At 49.0% G+C, this 19,145-nt stretch carries 12 protein-coding genes; 5 read left to right on the forward strand and 7 right to left on the reverse strand.

All coding sequences use genetic code 11. From position 1 onward, the window contains the following. Nucleotides 1-364 precede the first annotated feature (364 nt). From PsAD46_RS28320 to PsAD46_RS04185, 3 genes are all read left to right on the forward strand, one after another. Nucleotides 365-1,027, forward strand: coding sequence for an Arm DNA-binding domain-containing protein (locus PsAD46_RS28320; protein ID WP_208981665.1), 663 nt, complete (start codon nucleotides 365-367; stop codon nucleotides 1,025-1,027). Between the two features lie 45 nt (nucleotides 1,028-1,072). After that, nucleotides 1,073-1,615 carry a site-specific integrase gene (locus PsAD46_RS28325; protein WP_208981666.1) on the forward strand — a complete coding sequence of 181 codons (543 nt, stop codon included), beginning with the start codon at nucleotides 1,073-1,075 and terminating at the stop codon, nucleotides 1,613-1,615. A 238-nt stretch (nucleotides 1,616-1,853) separates the two neighbouring features. Continuing rightward, the gene (locus PsAD46_RS04185; RefSeq protein WP_063306208.1) at nucleotides 1,854-2,096 is read left to right on the forward strand and encodes a hypothetical protein; all 243 of its coding nucleotides are present in this window, start codon (nucleotides 1,854-1,856) and stop codon (nucleotides 2,094-2,096) included. Nucleotides 2,097-2,206: 110 nt separating this feature from the next. Here PsAD46_RS04185 and PsAD46_RS04190 read toward each other — a convergent pair whose 3' ends face one another. The 5 genes from PsAD46_RS04190 to PsAD46_RS04215 all read right to left on the reverse strand — a co-directional run bounded on the left by PsAD46_RS04190 (nucleotide 2,207) and on the right by PsAD46_RS04215 (nucleotide 12,040). Next, the gene (locus PsAD46_RS04190; RefSeq protein ID WP_193776906.1) at nucleotides 2,207-6,598 is read right to left on the reverse strand and encodes an autotransporter domain-containing protein; all 4,392 of its coding nucleotides are present in this window, start codon (nucleotides 6,596-6,598) and stop codon (nucleotides 2,207-2,209) included. Between the two features lie 803 nt (nucleotides 6,599-7,401). Continuing rightward, complete coding sequence (locus tag PsAD46_RS04200) at nucleotides 7,402-7,941, reverse strand: hypothetical protein (protein WP_063306210.1); 540 nt, start codon at nucleotides 7,939-7,941, stop codon at nucleotides 7,402-7,404. 257 nt (nucleotides 7,942-8,198) lie between these two features. Beyond that, nucleotides 8,199-9,200, reverse strand: a complete 1,002-nt coding sequence (locus PsAD46_RS04205; protein ID WP_063306211.1) for an ABC transporter substrate binding protein — start codon at nucleotides 9,198-9,200, stop codon at nucleotides 8,199-8,201. After that, entirely contained in the window at nucleotides 9,193-11,253 is a 2,061-nt protein-coding gene (locus PsAD46_RS04210) for an MFS transporter (RefSeq protein WP_208981667.1), read from the reverse strand. Before PsAD46_RS04210 ends, PsAD46_RS04205 begins: the two co-directional genes overlap by 8 nt. 1 nt (nucleotide 11,254) lies before the next feature. Beyond that, on the reverse strand, nucleotides 11,255-12,040 hold the full coding sequence (locus PsAD46_RS04215; protein ID WP_063306212.1) for a hypothetical protein: 786 nt from the start codon (nucleotides 12,038-12,040) through the stop codon (nucleotides 11,255-11,257). A gap of 556 nt (nucleotides 12,041-12,596) precedes the next feature. Here PsAD46_RS04215 and PsAD46_RS04220 point away from each other — a divergent pair. Further along, nucleotides 12,597-13,520 carry a LysR family transcriptional regulator gene (locus PsAD46_RS04220; protein WP_063306213.1) on the forward strand — a complete coding sequence of 308 codons (924 nt, stop codon included), beginning with the start codon at nucleotides 12,597-12,599 and terminating at the stop codon, nucleotides 13,518-13,520. A gap of 84 nt (nucleotides 13,521-13,604) precedes the next feature. Here PsAD46_RS04220 and PsAD46_RS04225 read toward each other — a convergent pair whose 3' ends face one another. Beyond that, nucleotides 13,605-14,858, reverse strand: a complete 1,254-nt coding sequence (locus tag PsAD46_RS04225; RefSeq protein ID WP_153040675.1) for a hypothetical protein — start codon at nucleotides 14,856-14,858, stop codon at nucleotides 13,605-13,607. 1,632 nt (nucleotides 14,859-16,490) lie between these two features. Between PsAD46_RS04225 and PsAD46_RS28330 the strand changes: the two genes are divergently transcribed. Continuing rightward, nucleotides 16,491-16,880, forward strand: coding sequence for a serine hydrolase (locus tag PsAD46_RS28330; protein WP_208981668.1), 390 nt, complete (start codon nucleotides 16,491-16,493; stop codon nucleotides 16,878-16,880). 1,111 nt (nucleotides 16,881-17,991) lie between these two features. Here PsAD46_RS28330 and PsAD46_RS04235 read toward each other — a convergent pair. Beyond that, on the reverse strand, nucleotides 17,992-19,008 hold the full coding sequence (locus tag PsAD46_RS04235) for an NADP-dependent oxidoreductase (protein WP_063306215.1): 1,017 nt from the start codon (nucleotides 19,006-19,008) through the stop codon (nucleotides 17,992-17,994). Between the last annotated feature and the right edge of the window lie 137 nt (nucleotides 19,009-19,145).

A 19,145-nucleotide genomic window follows, 5' to 3' on the forward strand; every position in this document is an offset into this window, starting at 1 on the left:
TCTCAGCTGCAGCGCTGGCGGTCCGTGTGTTGTGCCCCATTGTTCACTCCTAATCTCATGATCATGAGCCAAAACACTCCCTTATTCAAATTAACCGATCTGTCCATAAGGCTTCGATGGGGAACAGCTTTTCGCGCTCAATCTCATACATTTGCTTACATAGTGCTGGCACAGAACGGCAAGCAGATAGTTTCTGACCTATGACGGTTTGGATGGTGTTTTACACAGGTCCTAAAAGAAAGCCCAAAGGTCGTCACAAGCTGTCAGGCCGTCAGAAACAGCGGCAAACGGGGACGTTTTACAACTTCAAAATTCGTATGTGTGGTGGCTCTTGTCACAAGCCGTCAGCGGGAGAGGTGTGTCTATGCCGAACATAACGAAGCGAACGGTGGATGCGGCAAGGTCAGCAAGCAGAAAACATTTCCTCTGGGATAGCAAGCTCAAAGGGTTTGGTCTTCAAGTGACGCCAAGCGGTGCAAAAACATTCATTGTGCAATATCGCACGCATGAAGGCCGCTCCCGTCGTATGAGCCATGGGAAATATAGCGAATTGACACCTGATCAAGCCAGAGATCTGGCGACCAACGTTCTGGCGAAGGTCCATAACGGTGATGATCCCTTGTTAATGCGGGAAAGCAAACGATCTGCTCCCACAGTGAATGTTCTTCTTGATACTTACATGAGCAAACATGTGCAGGTTCATAATAAGCCCAAGACAATGAAAGACATTGAACGTCTCCTAAAGCGGTGTGTTCATTCACGACTGGGGCAAATGAAACTCAACTCTGTCAGGCGGCAGGATATTGTAAAGCTGCACCACTCGTTGAGAGCAACACCTCGTCAAGCCAATCAGATTCTGGCGGTGTTATCTAAGGTGTTCAATCTGGCTGAAGTATGGGGACTACGGCCAGAGCACACTAATCCGGTTCGGTTGGTCAAGCGTTATAAAGAAAACGGGCGTGATCGTTTCCTGTCAGAGGAAGAGTTGCAAAGATTGGGGCGGACCCTTGAACTCGCGACACATTAAGGGCTTCCCTGGATCATAAAAGCTGGGAAGGGCACAGCCAAGCACTTGCCCAAAGATATTGCAAAGCGGAAGACACCTATAAAACCGAGAGCTCTTTATTGCTTACGTCTGCTCCTTTACATCGGTGCACGCTTGAGTGAGATCACAACCCTGAAATGGAAGCATATTGATTTTGAGTTGGGCACGATTGCACTGCCTTCAAGAAAGGGGGATGAGCGTAAACCTCATCCGGTAAGTACCAATGTGATCGAAATCCTCTCTGATATTCCAAGAGTGGATGTTTCACCATATGTTTTGCCCGGCTGTAAAGATCCGACACGCCCCATTTCGATTGAAGTAATTGAGAATGCATGGCAGCGCATCCGCGTCCATGCCAACATTCCTGATGTACGTATTCACGATCTGCGCCACACGGTTGGCACCTTCGCAGCCCAAGCAGGCAGCAACGCCTTCCTCATCAGCCACCTTCTACGCCACCGCAACGTGACCATCACCAATCGCTATGTGAACCATGATGCCCATCCAATCCGGGTACTGTCAGAGACGATTGGTGAACGGATTGAGGCTGGATTGGAAGGACGAGAATGAGAACTCCGCTACAGGCATTTGGAGGTATTTATTTGGATAATTGCGAGCACCACATGAAGCTTTTGACCAAAATCGGGCATTCGCGCCCCTTTGCGGTATCTATAGCTGGAACATGCTCTCAACCAATAGTGGCTCCCACCTAGCATTCTGATAAAGGTAGCAAATACCACATTTTTAGAGGCGTAAGAAGTTCGGACTTATCTGCCGTTCGCTACACTGCAAGAACGCAGGTAAGTAAATGACAGTTGCTAGCATCTGTCCGGCACATAAGCTGAGACGGAAGGAGAAAAATGAGCGTGCCCTCAGCACTATCGTCTACGGGTATAAGTTCGATTGCCAGTGCTTATTGTTGGGTCTGGCACGCAAACTGTTGTTGAAAAATGGAACAGTGTTTGGTGCTGTGACCATCGGACGATGCGGTGAGCGCGCAGGCAACAGTCCAGTCGCCATGCGTCTCATGCTCAAGGCCGGTATAAGATGATGGAGATGGCGTATTTTGGTACTCAGTGTGTTTTAAGATGGCTTGCCCACCGCTGCTGATCCCCGGCGGCGGGCATGATGATCTGTGCGGTGGTGGTGGCCCAAGGATGATCAGAAACGCAGGGTAAGGTTTGCCCTGAGCCCCTGATCAGTGAGCCCAGAACCGAACCGACCATTGTAGGACAATCCGATGGCTGCATCCTCTCCCAGGTCAACTGCAGCGCCCACATCAAGCACTAGGGTATCTCTGGCAACAGGCGCACCCGCGACAGAGAAGTCACTTCCACCATTAAAGGCATGGCTGGCAAACGGCTCCTTGTCGCCGAACGCATGCTGCCAAGCGGCTTGAGCTGAAAGCTTCGCGCTGAACTCACCAAGGTCAGCCAGGGTTGTTACTCGCAGCCCGATAGTGGTAAAGGTGCTATCTATGGTTTCGTGACCAGCCGTCAGAGCCGCTGTGCCACCAGTTTCAGAGTACCCATCGCTGGATAAGCGGACGTAGGACACATTGGCAAAAGGTTCCAGACTGCTTGTGTTGTGATCAAACCGATATCCCACCTCACCAAAGAGCTGGGCAGTTCGCGCATCATAGGAACCAGCCAGGTTTTCAGAGAGGCCAGTAAAAGCAACCGTGCGTGCTGTGTCGATATCATGCCATACATAGCTGCCACCAACACGGAGCCCCAGAGCATCAAACTGAGCTCCACCATAGGCACCAAAATACACTGTATCTACTGTTGCAGAGGACTTTCTGCCAATCACCTCTAACCTGGTATCATCATAACCGCCAAAAGCTCCAAGACGGGTATTATCACCGATCAGGACATCACCTCCCACAAACAACCCGCCGATCGAGCGATCAAGCCCTGCAGTGTGGCGGTTTCCACTCCAGCTCCCCCAGGCGCCAAAGCCTTGCCCCCAGAAGGTGGCGTTCTCGCTGATACGTTTTTCGGCCTGTGCCTGTCCGTCGGCGGCCACAGCTCCCGTTGCAATGCGCATACGGTTCAGCGCAGCTTCGCGTGCAAAGCGGCTGTCCTCAAGCAGCGCTGTCCTGATCGAAGCGTGTACTTCGCCAGAGAGGTGATCAAGTGCCTGCGGTGCCTCTTCACCTGAAAGGTTGAGCACTACGTTGTATAAAGGCCCGCTGTTAAGCGAAAACACACCGTCGCCCGTCGCGCACTGATTGGCGCTCATTCCTGAAACGCAGAACGTGGGCGTGGCAAGTTCTGAAGTCAGAAAAACACTATTAGCACCATAGGACAGGGTAAAATTGAGGAATGCAAAATCATCGGTTGGTGTAGGGGAAACGAATGTTCCATTAATGCCGCCATCTGCGGTGATGATGGTGTAAATCGTGCCAGCGGTATAGGTCGATCCGTCATCAGTTCCGCTTTCCGGCAAGACATGCACCGTTCCACCATTGATCGTGACGGTGTCACTGGCAGCCAGCAGATCATTATTGACACCCGCTGCAGCGCCGTCGTCGTTCAGCTCAACCTCATAAACCGAACTGGCATTGAAAACAGTCGATGTCGTGTTCATCGTATCAATGGAGTTACCTGGCGCGATCACAGCACCGGAGTTGACTGTAACTGCTCCCAGAGTACCCGACCCACCAAGACTGCCGCCGTCAATCGTGACATCGCCAATGGAACCATCAACAACCAGCGCTCCACCAGACACTGTGGTGTTACCGGAATAGGTGTTAGTGCCAGTCAGGATGAGTGTTCCAAGATCAGTCTTTTTGAGAGAACCGGTTCCGGTCAAATTGGAGGCGATGACGGTCGAATATCCTGCACCTGCACCAGTGCCATCTCCGATCCGGATCGCAGTTGCTCCTGTTAGTGCAATATCACCGCCCGAAATACTGTATCCGTTCGTCACAAACTGCATGCCTTTGGAGACAGACACCCCAGCACTATCTACCGCGACAGCACCTGCATCAGCCTGAAAGATCAGGAAGCTGTCTGGATCGTGTGCTGCGCTTCCCGAGCCGTCGGTATTAGTCCAGTTGGTACCAGTTGCACTCCAGACCCCCGAGCCGCCATGAATGGTGCCGTCTGCACTGGCTACCGCCCCGTTCCAAAAACTCAGCAGGTTTGCATTGACCAACAGATTGACCTGCCCCTCCGTGGCGGTTTGGATGTCGTAGTAGAATTCCGTTGGCGCTAGACCTATTTCAAGGTCGTTATCTGTCAAACTGCCGCCATAGGTGATCAGGTTATAGACCCCGGCGTCAAAACCACCCGCATCGGTGACATTGAGCGATCCATCCAGCGTCAGATCACCGCCAACGGCGATGAGGTCGCTGTCCACGCCCGCTGTACCAGACGGCGATCCGAGTTCAAAGTCGAGGACTGAGGCAGCTGTCAGACTAAGGTTGCCGCCGACCGTTAGCGTACCGGGGCTATTGCCTGCAGCAAGAGTTCCGCTTGTGACTGTTGCCGAACCGTTGATTGTGCCTGAGCCACCAAGGGTGCCGCCATTGATTGTCACATTACCGATGGTGCCATTAACAACCAGCTTGCCACCGGAAACTATGTTGCTGCCGGTATTGGTGTTCGTCCCTGTCAGGATCGTAGTGCCGGAAAGCTGATTGACACTGCCAGCCCCGCTGATATCCGCGGAAAAGGTGTAGTCACTATCCGTGTGGTTGAAGTTGATCACCCCGGTGCCATCTCCGAACTCAACCGCTGGAGCATCAAGCATACCGGCTACAGCAGCCGTTTCACCACTGCCCGCACCGATATTCAAAACGCCAGAACCCGTTGAATTAGAACCCAGCTGCATCACCCCAGACACACTCACGGTTGCATCCTCGGAAATCATCAGAGTGCCATTACCATGTTCGCCGACAAATAGACTGCCCAAGCTGTCCCAGGTTGACCCGGTACCGGTCACTTGAACACTGCCGGTTGAGCCGCTGCTAGAACCGATATAGCCGATCGTGTTACTCACCGCGCCGCCATCGGACACCGTCAGAGTGCCTTCGCCATCATAACCGACATACAGGCGGCTCGAATTGTTCCAGGTTGATCCAGTGCCGGTCACTTCAACACTGCCGGTTGACCCGCTACTAAAACCGACAAAACCGAAGTTGTTACTCACTACACCGCCATCAGATACGGTCAGAGTGCCTCCGCCATGTTCACCGACAACCAGATTGCCTGAATTGTCCCAGGTCGCTCCGGTGCCGGTCACCTCAACAGTGCCGGTTGAGCCACTGTTAGAGCCGATGTGACCAGTAGCGCCGCCCAGTGACCCGCTCACGGACAGAGTGCCGCCTTTGACTTCTGTGTCTCCGGCGAAGCTTGCGTTGTTACCGCCCAGGTCTGTCCAGCCGGCCTCGTGCACAATCGTATGCGTTCCGAAACCGGTGCTGGAGAGGTCAGCGCCGAACTGATAGGTACCAATTTCACCCGTGTGGTTGAAAACCAGCGTTGCGGTTCCGGCTCCGAATTCAACCGTGGATGCATCAAGCGTACCAGCCGCAGCAGCCGTATCGCCGCTACCCGCACCGATGTTCAAAATGCCAGAACCCGTTGAATTAGAACCCAGCCGGGTCACCCCGGACACACTCACTGTTGCATCGTTGGAAATCGTCAGAGTACCATCGCCATCGCGGCCGACATATAGATTCTCTGAATTGTCCCAGGTTGACGCGGTGCCGGTCACCTCAACAATGCCGGTTGAGCCTTTGTAACGGCCGATATAGCCAGATTCGTTACTTACCGTGCCGCCATCAGATACCGTCAGAGTGCCATCCCCATCGCGGCCGACACTCAGATTGCCCGAATTGCCCCAAGTTGATCCGGTGCCGGTCACCTCAACAATGCTTGTTGAGCCTTTGTAACGGCCAATATAGCCGTAGTCACTATTCACCGTACCGCCATCGGATACCGTCAGAGTGCCATTGCCAGATCCTCCGACAGCTAGTATGCCCGAATTGACCCAGGTTGATCCGGTACCTGTCACTTCAACACTGCCGGTTGAACCGTTGCTATAACCGATGTGACCGTACCAATTACTCACCATGCCGCCATCGGACACCGTCAGAGTGCCGTTACCATTGTCACCGATACTCAGATCCACCGAATTGTCCCAGGTTGACCCGATGCCGGTCACTTCAACGGCGCCAGTTGAACCTCTGTTATAGCCGATATAGCCGTAGTTACTATTCACAACGCCGCCATCGGATACTGTCAGAGTTCCTTCGCCGTTGTAGCCCACACTCAGATTTTTTGCCTTTGCCGTTCCGTTGGTGGTTTTATCCGTTACATTGGTCGGATTGGGTGCTGTGGTATCGATGTAAACACTTCGTGCCCCATTCGGGATAATATCCCCAGACCAGTTGTCCTCAGCAAACCAGTCGGTCGAGTGGTTACCTTCCCAAGTCTGCCCAAAGGCGTCGGTTGCTACGGACAACATCAAAGGTCCTGATACAATTAGCCCTGCCGCAAGATAGGGCGCTCGACTTGCTGTAGTGCCGGCCACTTTGGTCATGCACCCACCGCACCGCAGATGGTCCAGAAAATGATCGAAATATGTTCCTGAAGGGGGCGTAATCATGCGGCTATTGGAACTCTTGGTTCAAAATCTTTGATGTATCCATCTCACTCCAAAACCTGATCGTTTTGATGTGAAATGACGCGGAATTTGTCGATGCCTGTTCAGGAACACTCGTCAGTTTTGGGTATGGCTTCCCGAAATGAGTAAAATGGTACCTGCGAAGTGCTTCTGGTTCGGATGGACACTTTTTATGGGCAACGCGCTCATGCGTAACGGTTGCTGCCACTCATTCGGATTGGAGCGGTGGAGAGCAAAAATGGGCAATTGGATCAGATAAAAAAGGTGGCTTTTTGCTATTTATTGCCGCTCATTTCGTCAGGCTCAAACCATCTTTGCCAAGCCTTCCAATTTCTTCATGGGTTGAAAATACCTAGACCCCTGAACCTTCACAACAGAAAGAAATTGAAGGCATTATTGCTATTAGCTATGAAGCAGAGGATGATGAATGCGGTCTCTTTTACGAGGTGCATCAATGGCAAAAAATATAGAGTAAATCTTGGATATAAGACTGCACCAGCCGCATAACATGCTAGAGGCGGCGATGGTTGTCATCAACGCCAAGTGAGTGGATCAGCGTTTTGAGCGGGCGTGAGCATTTGGCAAAATGCAAGGGTCGCCAGCAACAATGCTTGGAAATCAATCGGAGGCATGATGTTTTTCGAATGGACTAACAATCGCCCTTCATTGAATGACACTTGATAGAGTTTCCGGTGTAGCTTTACTGCGGAGCTCCACATCTAAGTATATGGATCCTCTATAACAATGTGGGACAGCTCTCTATTTACAGAGTGAATGTAATTTGCCACCCAGCTCAGGCCGTAGACAATTGTGGCACAGCAAAGCGTATAGGCCAGTGCAGTGTGCAACTCCGCTAGAAAATTTACGCTTTCCCCATGCATCCAACTAACCACAGTAAGCCCCAAAGAGCTGCCAAGTCCTTCATTTGCTGCCAATCTCATTCCGCCAACGAGAGGTAAAACAACAAGAAGAGCAAATAGCACTGTGATTGATAGGCGTAAAAACCAATGGTGCGACTTGTTGAGAAGTCTGCGCTTGTCTACAAAGTAAAGTAGGATGAGTTTTCCAAGAACGGCAATCAAGAGTCCCATACCCCAAAATACATGGAAGCGCGTGTAGCCAGCCGCGTCGATCTCCGCTGGTTTTTGTTCGAGGCCCCCAATTCCGAGCAGAAATTGCAAAGCACCCAAAGCCAGAATTGCCCAGGTAAAGATCTGAGATAGTTTCCTGATTTGAGTATTGTAACCTGAAAACTGCATTGCTTACCCTTCTTCTAGTATCCAACTTCTCAGCATTTTCATTTGCAGAAAATAGTTAGGCCTTGGACTTTCACAATAGAAAGAAATTGAAGGACTTATTGCTATTAGTTATGAAGCGGAGGAGGGTGAATGCGAGCTCTGCTGCACAACACCTCAGTGGCGAAATCCAGCGCAAAGCGCGGGTATTAGACCGCGGTGATGATCAAGTTAACTTGCAGCCTGTCAGGGCCATGAGTGCCAATCAGCTAATACAATTGTCATTGAACAATCTTTGCGATGCTAATGATCGACAAAGGAGGGTAGAGGCTCAATCGGTTTGCGGCTTGCATGTTTACGAGTACTGAAAATCGTTCGAGAGCCCTGATTGATAGTGCTCCAGGCGACTTTGCTTTGAATAAAATTTCGTAGGCCTGAGAAGCTGCTAATTTACCTACGTTTTTGTAGCTGTTAGAAACAGACATAAGGGCCAGGCCATCGCGAACCATTTGTTCATATGCACTAAAAACCGGCAGGTTTTCTGATATTGCAGCTTCTGTGTAACTTTGCCGGTTTTCGAGATTAAAGGAGCTGGATCCAACATATAACGCGTCAGCGCCCAGGGCTTTAGCCTCGGCAATCTTGAGCGGAATTTCTGCTGGATCTGCCCGTTCGTCCGCGCCAAGACTATATTCAAGAGAAATGACCTCAAAACCCAGTTGATCTGAAAGTGCCGCCAACTTTTGAGTGTTCTGGTGAGAGTTAACTGCGTTCAGCTCGTTAATAACCGCGAGATGCTTTATGGGTTGGTACTCAAAAATGTGTTTGAGCTGTACAGTCTCATTCACACGATTATGCACGCCAGTTACCAAGGGCCGCCCTGAGGTTTCATGGTCTACGATAATGCCTGCACGAACCGGGTCTGCGACAATCATAAAAAGGGATGGGATGTCACCCAAACCTGAGCCTATACCGTAATCTGCAATCGTGCCAATGAGAGAACGCGTGACTGAAGTCCCCCAGGTGACAACAAGATCGGGTCTCTCTTTGAGGAGAAGTTGCTTCACTTCCGGCAAGAGGCTTTTGTCTTTCGCCACATCAGTGACGACCACGTTTACAGGAAGCTTTCTGCTTTTGAAGTAATGAGTGAAACTTTTACAAGCCTCTTCACAGCCACGCCAAACAACCATGTGCACCTGATAAGCGTCCGAGTCGTCCTCTCTGGCTCTTGTTGCCCCTGCCATTAAAACAAGGGCAACTATGATGAACATCACTTTAGGCATGAGCTTGCACCTCCTGCTTTGAGGAGCGTGAAACCAGAAGCATTATGAGTCCCGAGCCAATAATCGCAGCACCGAGAAGTGCGGCAACAGTGGTATACTCTTGCTTTACAAGCAGTGCTGCTACGATAAGTGGACCAGCAGCGCTGCCGACACGCTCAAACATACGAAGATAACTCAGCGCACCAGTTCTGCTAATTTGTTGCTCCTTCTCGACTGCTTCCATGACCGCAACCATGATGGGAGCCTTGATGAAGGCATGAGCGAGGCCTACCAACGCGACCACTATAAACACAGCGATAATGTTCGTGTTTTGGTATAGAGCCATCAGAGCCACTCCTGACGCAATTGTTGCATAAGTGATCACGGAAAGATTTTTTCCAAGCTGATCAGAGAGACGAGAGGCCAGTGGGCTGATTGGTATAATAATCAAGGAATAGGCCATCATAATTCGACCAATCTCAGATTGACTGGCATCCAGACTGGCCAGATAGATTGGAACAAAGAAATAGAGGAACCCTGTGAGGACGATTTTGGTCGGAATTGCGCAAAACATCAGGATTGCCACGAACTGCGTATTTCCTATGAGCGTTATCAAAGGCTTACCTGCTTTTGATGTTGTTGAGACGGTATCCGACTTGAAGCTTGGCAACTCGTTTTGCAGCATTCGCCAACCCAGAATACCTGCAAGGACTATAAGACTGATAGCGATTACGAAAACTGGCTTATAACCAACCCAATCGGCCAAAATTGCACCAATTGCTGTTCCACACATAGTGGCTGTCATGGTAACACCAACATAGGTTGCCATTGCCTTTGCACGGCTTCCTTCTTCTGCAACAGCAGCAATATAACTCTGGCAACTAATTGTAATAATCCCGTAACCGATTGCCGTGACCGAACGAGCAATAACAATGTCAGTTGCGTCTTGGGCTAAAATACAGAATATGTAACCACCGATTGCAGGTACCAAACCAGCGAGGTAAAGCTTTTTGTTGCTGAAACGTTCGATAAGCTGCCCTGAAAACGGTGAGATGATAGCGACGACCAGCATGAAGGCTGAAATCGGCAGGCCCGTCATGATGTCTTTTTCGAACCAATCGTTTTCACCGTAATACTCCATGGAGAAAAACGGTAGAAACGACTTTTGAAGCTCATCAGCTAAGCAAAATACAAAAAGTGGTATCCGTGCATCTGCAATAGACGCCTTGTTACCTTCTTCGACACGATACAACTTGTATTTCTTAGCGAAAGTACGCAACTCTTCGCGTGATATATTTTTTGCCTGCTGCAGTTGCTCAAGCGTTTTACGAATTTTGGCGTTTTGCCGGTTCATCGTTGCAATGAACCGACCGGCCCAATCTTTGCGGTCAGAGCCAAGATATGTGCCCAAATGCCCTCCAGCACACTTTAAGAGGGCTGATTCAACAAGACGTAGTGGCACTGTTATGGTTGAACTGACGCAAACAATCACGACTTCAACCGCAATCAGACATGCCGCCAAGAGAAGAACAAATGTATCAAGAAAGATACTGGTGAGCTGACTGTTGACGTACTCCTCATCCAAAGTGGTTTGCACTCGAGCAACAGGAGCACCATTCACAACTACATCCGTTAATACCGTCTGTTTTCTGTTGCCAGAACCAAAAATAAAAACTCCTAATTTCGAGAGGGAGTCGAAGGTTTGCTGAGCAAGTAAAATGGCATTGCTCTCGGTACTCGCACGCTCCAAGGGGAGTGTCTCACTCTTTCCTAAATGCACCGAAGAGTTAACTGCAACAATAGAAATTCCACTTATTTCCTTGTGTTCTGCAGTTAGATCAGTGAGGTACTCTTTAACTCCTCTGATTTCAGAGAACGGAATGCCAATCTCGCTAGCATATTCCAGATTTTGCTTGACGGTTTCGCTAACGCTCCGTGCCTTTGCAAGCAAAAATGGGTTTAGGCCAGAGTTAAACTCCGCCAGAGTAACAACAACACTTAGAAATGCTGCCACTGACATAGCAACTGACATAGTCAGCAAAAAGTGCCTTGAGAATCTTGAGAATATCGTCACGTCAACTTTCCTCAAGACTATCGCTCAGTTTGGTGACTGCGCTGACACTAGACATTTTCGAAAGGTCAAGTAGTGCTGTTTCTTGCATTCTCTTGCCCTTCGATATCTGTTTTTGCAGCTCATCAGATCCCTTGGGGTCAAGAGTTCCCAAATCCGCTTTACCAGACTTCCTGAAGTAAGACTTTCGAACATGTAATTGGAACAAGGAGAAAAGGCCTATCGAGATCGCAACGAATGCAAAAATACCCAGATACATAAGTGTGAGACGGGACCATGTGTTTCTCACTTTTGCTGATAGTTCCTTAGTATGCTCTGAGACTAAAATAGCTCCCATAATGGAGTTTAAAGAGTCGCGCAGTATGCGGCCAGCGTACAGATACTCCCCACTTTCACGTGTTATGGTCTTATCATCACTCGTTAGAACGCCGGGCAGAACCTCATTCATATCTTCTTGCAAGACATTGCGATCTCCGGAATGAGCCAGAATAGTGCCCTGAAGATCTAAGAGAATAATTTGATGAATCTTTGGGTCGCGCAAGCGCTCGCGTTCGATCAAAGCGTCCAGATCGGATATTTCATGCATGCTCAGGCCGACAGCTTCCGCTCGCCGGATAACCACGTCAATAGCGCTCGCGGTGACTTGCAACCGAGATGATGTTGCCTCGACAACCAGTGTTCGAAACTTAAGCAAGCTTAAAGCACTTTGGAGCGCAAGCATCACTGCAATAACCGCAAGAGTCGAAACAACAACTCGCAATCTAATACCAGAAAGCATCTGAGTATCCATAAACTAAGGTCTCTAATCTTATCGTCACGTGTAATTTGAAACTGTGACGTTCACCGGATTATCTGGTTGGAAGGCGGGTCTGAGGCACAGCAGCTAACGGGCGTCGTCTTGGTTATGTGGAGCAGCTGTGGCACCAATCGGACAAGTACCACCTTAAGCTTCAGTTGGGTGACAAGTATTATATTTTCACATTACTTGATATTTCGATATTATCTAAACTTACTGCATACTAATATAATTTTAATTTGAGAATATATCCCATTACTACTTAAAGACATCAAAATTAATCGCTGTATTATTGACATCTACTAACGGCGAATATAGATCTCTCAGTCCGAAATGCACACTATCGCAACCTCGAGTTAAACATAGAGATTAATTGTAACGCGGAATGCGGGCTCTCGTTACTTATCATCGCTCATTACATTCGGTTCGTTCCATTTCCATTTTGCGCTCTACTAAAACTACGGACTGTGAGTAAGCAACTCATTAGATCACCGCAACAAAAAGAAATTGAAGGCCCTATAGCTATAAGCTATGAGGCGGAGGAGGGTAATTGAGTACATTGACCATTCAGAGACTTGAGATCTTTCGAGCAATCTATGAAAATGGAAGTCTTACTCAGGCAGCGTCAGAGCTTAAACTTGCGCAACCTACCGTTAGTAAGCATATCAGTAATTTTCAACGGGCATTGGGATTTGACCTCTTCGTCAACGAAAAGGGGCGCCTGCGACCAACCGTAGAAGCAGATGCGCTCTACCAAGAATGTAAAGATATGTTTGATCAGCTTGAGCATATTGATCAGTCTGTTCAATCACTGCGACGCGGTAGTGAGCAAGTCCTCAGGGTGATGATTGTTGTACCTGGAGCACAACTTCGCCTCTTCAGTGATGCTATCCGGGCCGTGAGAGATCGTTGGCCAGATATTAATCTGATTGTTTCTGTTGGAGGACGGGATACTCAGATTTGGAAGCTGCGCAGAGGGGAAATTGACCTTGGAATAGGAACTCCTAAGCTGCCCCATCCAGATATTGAAAGTGTGGTTTTGACCACCTTGCGGATGGTGGGCATCATGCCAATTACGCACGAACTTGCAACTCAGAAGAAAGTTTCCGTCTCTGATTTTGGCAAGTACCCGAGCATTTTACCGTCAGAATCTACATTGTATGGTAAGCTCATTTTGAGAACCTTAGAGCATGTGGGTGTCGTTCCAGATACCAGGATCAGCGCGGATGCGCCCAGCCAACTGCCATTACTTGTAGATTCATTAGAATGCTTGAGTATTCTTGATATGATAACAGCCTTTCATCCACCTAAAGATGCCGCCATCAAAGTTTTACCGTTAGATGTGTCCATGGACTACAACGTCTGCGTCAATCGGATCCAGGGCCGTGTTCTTACACCGCAAGCCGAGTTCTTAATTGAGAAACTGCGCGAAGGATTATCACAAGAAAAGCATCGTATGGAGCGACAGCTTTAGGGTTGTAGCCGAATTTTGTGTGTGAACTCAGTTTGTTGAATGGAGAGGCGGCGCAAGATAAGGACGCCGCCTTTAAGATACTTATCACTCAGCACAAGGCTCTAGGCAGAGTGGATCATCTTCTCTGCAATAACCGGGAACGCATTGTGGACCGCCATAGCCAGCCGGCGGATTAGAAATGCAGGCATAGTCTTGTGTATCGGTGGCTCCTGTACACTTTCCAGTCTCCAGACAGCTCTCAGTTGTATTTGTCTGGAACTGGAAAAGTACTCGATTTGTGGCATGTTTGTCTGGATTGCATGTAGCAGTAAAGGTGTTTGTCACAGACTGTGATAGCGCCGTTTGGAAGGTCTCTGACAATGCAAAGCTCATTGACACCTGTTCACTGACCTTTCCACCAGCGCCAAGAACCTCAAAACTTTCCTCCATAGATTCTGTGACTGTGCTTGTCCATTCTGCCGTCGTCGACCAAGTATTGGTGCGTGAGGTACCGATTGAAAGTTGCTCCGAAATCGAGCATCCTTGCCCTTGACAAGACTGGATTTTTGACCAGACCCCAAATGTACTGGTAACAGATGGTGCTACGGCCATCCAATAACAACGCTTGGTTTCGTGGGCCGGATTTGGTCCAAAGGTTTCATTGTTACATTCATAGATACTGTCTGCTGAATGCAAAAAGCGCCAATCAAATTGATTGTCAGTGCCATAACGCATGAGAACGACATCGCCGACTTGCGGAGTGCAGTTTTGTCCCTCGGTAGCGCACTCTGTGAGCGTGTTATCCTCTGACAGAGTATAGTACGCGCTACTGCTGTACTGGCATACCTTGTCGGTGCCGTTGAGCGGGTTGTAGTTGAAGTAATCGTTGGTGCATGCCACTGTTTGCTCGCCATCACCGGACATCACGGTGTACATCCAGCTGTTGCTGCTGCCATATCGGATCCAGTGCATCTTACCTGTATCAGGAAGGTTGAACGTCGCCCCTTCCTTCGCAACTTCAATATAGCTACCCTCAGGTGCGACTTTCAGTAGGTTCGCTGTCGTATAGGCGCACTTCTTGTTTTGACCATCCGACGGGTTGCCCCAGAAATTGTTGCAGGAAATTCTATCCAGACCCTGAGCGAGGATGTAGGTATAATTATCTCCCTCACCGTATCGCATGGTGATGACGCCGTCGCTGTCGGGATAGCAGTGCTTGCCCTCATCGGCGCAGTTAACCCAACTTGTTTCTTCCGTTTGCTCCTCGCTTTGCTGGGTGGTATCGGCTTGCACGGGGGGCGGGATCAAGGCTTGGGCTACGAGCACAAAGCCTGCAGCAGTCAAGAGATTTCGTAGCAAAGGATAATCCTTTCAAGAAAACACACTAGATGTGAAATGGCTCAAGCTACGTCTTGCAAGCACGCAGCAGGGTACGCCGTTCCAGGTTTTTGAAGATCTGTTCAACTGAAGAGAGGGGGTTTCTTGTTTAAAAAATTGGGGTCTAAACATCGCCATCCTCAAGTAGAGCCGCGACAAAAAGTAGATTGGCCTCACAACGGCAGCAACACAAATAATTTTAATGCTATATTGCTGTGGTCTATACGTTAATTAATCTAATTATGATTAGTTTTTATATAATTATATTTGATTTGTACTTAGACAAGCACATTGACGTTAAGATGTAACCTTAAAATAACTAAGGAATAATTTGGGAGAAATACCAAGGTAAACATGTAGAGGCTCCTTAAAACTATAATAGGACCACTCCAGCTAGCGAAGTCATTGGGTACTTCTTCGATCCTTGACGACAAAGGGGTATCATCAAGCTGCTAACTGGCATTTCTCCCACATCAAAGTTAGTCACTCAGGCTGTTGCTCTTCTTACTCCTATTAAACTTAGCAATAACAGACCTGGAATCTGCGATTATCATTTTGATGCCATCGATGATTGAGTATTTGAAGGCAACTATGCTTACAACGCAAAATAGTTATGAGAGACTTTGCTTTGGGCTATACATTAAAGTTTAAAAACAAAGGTATTGGTTCTGAACTTAGCTCTCTAGAAAGAGAGCGAGCAAGACCAACTGCCTTCTACTTAAACTGCTTGACTAGGTGGTGAGATCGGCTGTTCAGGTTGTTGTAGACTTGAACTTGTTTATTTATAGCACTCATCCATTTTGGAGGTGCTTATGTGTGTAACCGAGGAGATACCGCCGCACCACCGCCAGTCGAACATATTACATGCTTCAGTTAGCGCCCGCAAAGCTCCGCCTCTTACTCGCTTAAGGCAACCTGCTCTGCAGGCAGATCTACGCTTTCTCCACCTTACATTCTCCGATCGAAACGCCACTACTAACCCAACACTCGGAAAGGGGACTGATTTCAGACCAATTCGAGCCTTCTACGTGTAAGCCGTTTGCATAGCTTATGCAGAGATTGCCATTCAACTCTTGCTAGATCCGCCCGAATGTCCGCAGTTGACCCGACACTCCAGTTATGGGCTGTTGCCCCCCAACTCATCACGCCTGCCACGGATCACGGCAAAATCTGTGCCTTTCCACTTCATATGTCCACATTGCCAACGGTACTTCTTGTTCCTAGCAATGCTATCAACCAAGAGAAGCTTGTTACACTCGCTACTGTGACTGGTGCCACTCTAAGTTGATTTCATCGCAACGTCAGCATCATTTACAGGCCTTGGAGCACGGGGACATGTCTTGTAGGTGGCTGGAATTTGAATTCCAAGGACTGAGTTTTTGGGAGTGTAATTAGCATGAATCGCCGTTATCTGTTAGTTGTGCTAGCCTTCGTACTGATTGCTGCATCCGTGCTGACTTATCTCATACAGACCGGAGAACGTGGACTAGGACGTCAAGCGCGGCTCACCCGAAGTTTGGACGTGACTCAACTAAAATCAAGAATTTAGGTTGGGATACAAAAGGGCTGGATGTAGTTTTCAACTACGCTGTTAGTTTAAGCACAGATTCCTTCATGATCATCACCGATGGTCAAAGAGTTGGTGCCTTCGGTAATCTTTCAAAACCCTACAGTATTCATTCTATAAGAAAATCTATTCTAAGCGCTCTATTCGGCCAGCAACTGGCTTCGCCTACAAACGAACTGCGCCTTGATGCCACACTTCTGGAGCTGGGAATTGATGACGCCCCGGTTTCGCTGACAGAGTTGCAGCGACAGACAACCGTGCGTCATTTGCTGCAAAGTGTTTCAGGTATTAATCACCCGGCTGCCGCATTGGGTAGTATGCTAGCAGATATCGACAGGCGTTTGAGACACACAGAAAACCAGCCAGGTACTATCTGGGCTTACAACAACTGGGACTATAACGCGCTGACGACAGTTTTTGAAAATGTCTTTGCGTGACCTTGCAAGAGTTGGAAATCTCTATCTCAATCGCGGACTTGCTGGCAGACAACACATTCTTGCAGAAAACTGGACAAGCCTCATTACGTCTAATTTCACTGAAACAGGCCTTGGCGGATTGCGAGGGGGCATGGATATCTGTGGTGGATACCCAGCCCAGAGACCGGTCTGCCTGAGGGGACTTTCTGGGCGTGGGGACTGGGAAATCAGGCCCTCATAGTGATCCCGGAATGGAATACGATTGTCATCCACCAATCAGACACCACTGAGTTCTTGAAGCGGTTCATATCATTGATCCACAGTGAAAAAATGACTGGTGAAGAGGCTATCGAGCAGCTTATTCTTTCATGTCGCGAAGCAGCTACTCGTGAAACCGAGTATTGCATCGAGCATCGCTTTATCTCGCGGCGCGAGTTCAAACAGCTAATATCGTTAGTCGTTGCCGCACGAGAATAGAGTAGCTTATCGGTGTGAGACTTATTCGCTCTCCGAGAATAGTCCCAAGGTGCTGGTGACTTCTCAAAACCAATCTCTAGTATCTCTCAACGGTGCTCGTAATCCCCCGTTGCGAACGATCTCAACCGTTGATGGAAACGCTCCAATGTCCGGTGTTGGCCCTGTTTGCATAGATATGCGAGCGTATGTAGCGGTGTGACCATAGCTGCCATTCGCTTAATGACGGAGCTGCCTTTACAGAGCGTGATGTCGACTTAGGGTTGGCTTTAATCCGCTTGGCGCTGAGGGCCACTAGCCGCCGTTGGGCGTTTTTAGCAAGGGTTGAATCAGTTCCACCAAGAAGCTTCTTCAGTAGCTTCTGTAAACGATCTGTAACTACTCAAACGGCCCCTTTGCTGACATTCAGCCCACTTCAAAATCTACTTACTCGCCTCCCGAAAGTTGACATTGGTCGATGGTGCAGCATTTTGGGTTCGTAAGTAACTGCGAAGCGGGACAGATAGCTGACGTTCGCATCATATTTTCCAATAAGCGTTTTAGTAACCAAGCGCCCTGAACAGTACGGCCTCCAATTTTCACATATTTTTGGATGTTTTCTACTTTTTAGAACGAGGGGCGGAGCCTAGGCTAACAAGGATCCGCCGGTTGAAAGATTTTATTGATCACCTGATACCCACAGCGCCAGTTTACCCTTCACATGTCCTGTCTCCAGCTTTTCATGCGCACGAACTACATCGTTCAATTCGAAAAACTCGGTATTAGGAAGGCTCAACTCGCCAGCCTCAACCAAATTAACGATTTCCCGAATTTCCGCGCCGAAACTCGAGTCGTCGACAAAAGCCAAAATTTTCTCGACACCGCGTTCTTTCGCTTCAGCGATTTGAGCTTCGACATCTCCGTCATCCGTCAATGTTGCGATATTAACGAGCCGACCGCCTCGCTTTAACAAGGCCACAGGATCAGCAAGCGAGTCGGCGCTTATGGTGTCGACGATCAAATTCAAGCCATTTGGAGCCCATTTGGAAATTTCGTCGCTAATACTTTGAGTTTTGTAGTCAATCGGGAAATCGGCTCCCAGGGACTTAACATAGTCCAAATTGGCGCCACTGCAGGTGGTGGCTACCTCTGCGCCAGCCCATTTTGCCAATTGAACGGCAAAACTGCCCACACCACCCGAAGCACCATTGATGAGTATCTTTTTGCTTTCACCCTTCCTGAGCGCACTTTTTTCAGCCCCGAACAGTGCCTGCCAGGCCGTCACACCTGCAGTCGGAATGGTCGATGCAGATTCCAAGGTCATATCTGCAGGGATCAGCGCAACCCGGCACTTATCGACCACGAGATACTCTGCATAGGACCCAGGCTTCCCCGCAGAAAACATATTGGTTGCGGAAGCAACTCTATCGCCCTCAGAGAACTCAGTTACGTTTTTGCCTGTCGCCACCACGACACCCGAAGCGTCCACTCCGAGAACCAAAGGGAACTTGGCGTTTGGCATCGCCGAGGCGAGGTGTCCTTCTCGCATTTTCCAATCTACCGGATTGACCCCCGCGTAGGCCACTTTGATCAGCACGTCGTCGGCTTCAAGGTCTGGAATGGGGAGTTGCGCGATTTCGAATATTGCCGCGCCGCCCCATTGCTTAATTACTGCTGCTGTCATTGATTTTGTCATATGTCTCTCCGAACATTATTCATCTCGATCCCCAAGGGGATTGGTTTCAATCAACTGAATTTTCAATTGGGTCTGTGATTGCGCCAAGGGTCCGCTGGTGATCACGTCGAACTAGCGGTTCTTTCCTTGGCGCATTG

It is taken from the genome of Pseudovibrio sp. Ad46, from assembly GCF_001623065.1.
Classification (GTDB): Bacteria; Pseudomonadota; Alphaproteobacteria; order Rhizobiales; family Stappiaceae; genus Pseudovibrio.